The 309-nt window shown below is 52.8% G+C and carries 1 pseudogene; it reads left to right on the top strand.

The features are described 5' to 3' along the window. A pseudogene (locus V7150_RS22135) lies at positions 1–309 on the top strand (chromosome condensation regulator); the annotation flags it as partial.

Genomic DNA, 309 nt, shown 5'->3' with positions numbered 1-309 from the left:
TGTGGCGGTCGCGGCGGGTAATGTTCATTTAGCGACGAACACGGGTAATTCTCATACAATCGGTCTTAAATCTGACGGTACTGTGGCGGCTGTGGGTTGGAATAAGCATGACCAATGCGATGTAAACGACTGGCGCGATATTGTAGCGGTTGCGGCGGGTTGGCGTCGTACCATTGGGCTTAAGTCGGATGGTTCGGTGGTAGCTGTAGGCCGAAATTATGAAGGTGAATGCAATGTAAGTGGCTGGCATGATATTGTCGCGGTCGCGGCGGGTGACTGGCATACCATTGGTCTTAAATGGGACGGCAC

The sequence above is a fragment of the Neobacillus drentensis genome (genome assembly GCF_036965245.1).
Lineage (GTDB): Bacteria > Bacillota > Bacilli > Bacillales > Cytobacillaceae > Neobacillus > Neobacillus drentensis_G.
This window is presented reverse-complemented; position numbering and strand designations above follow the sequence as displayed.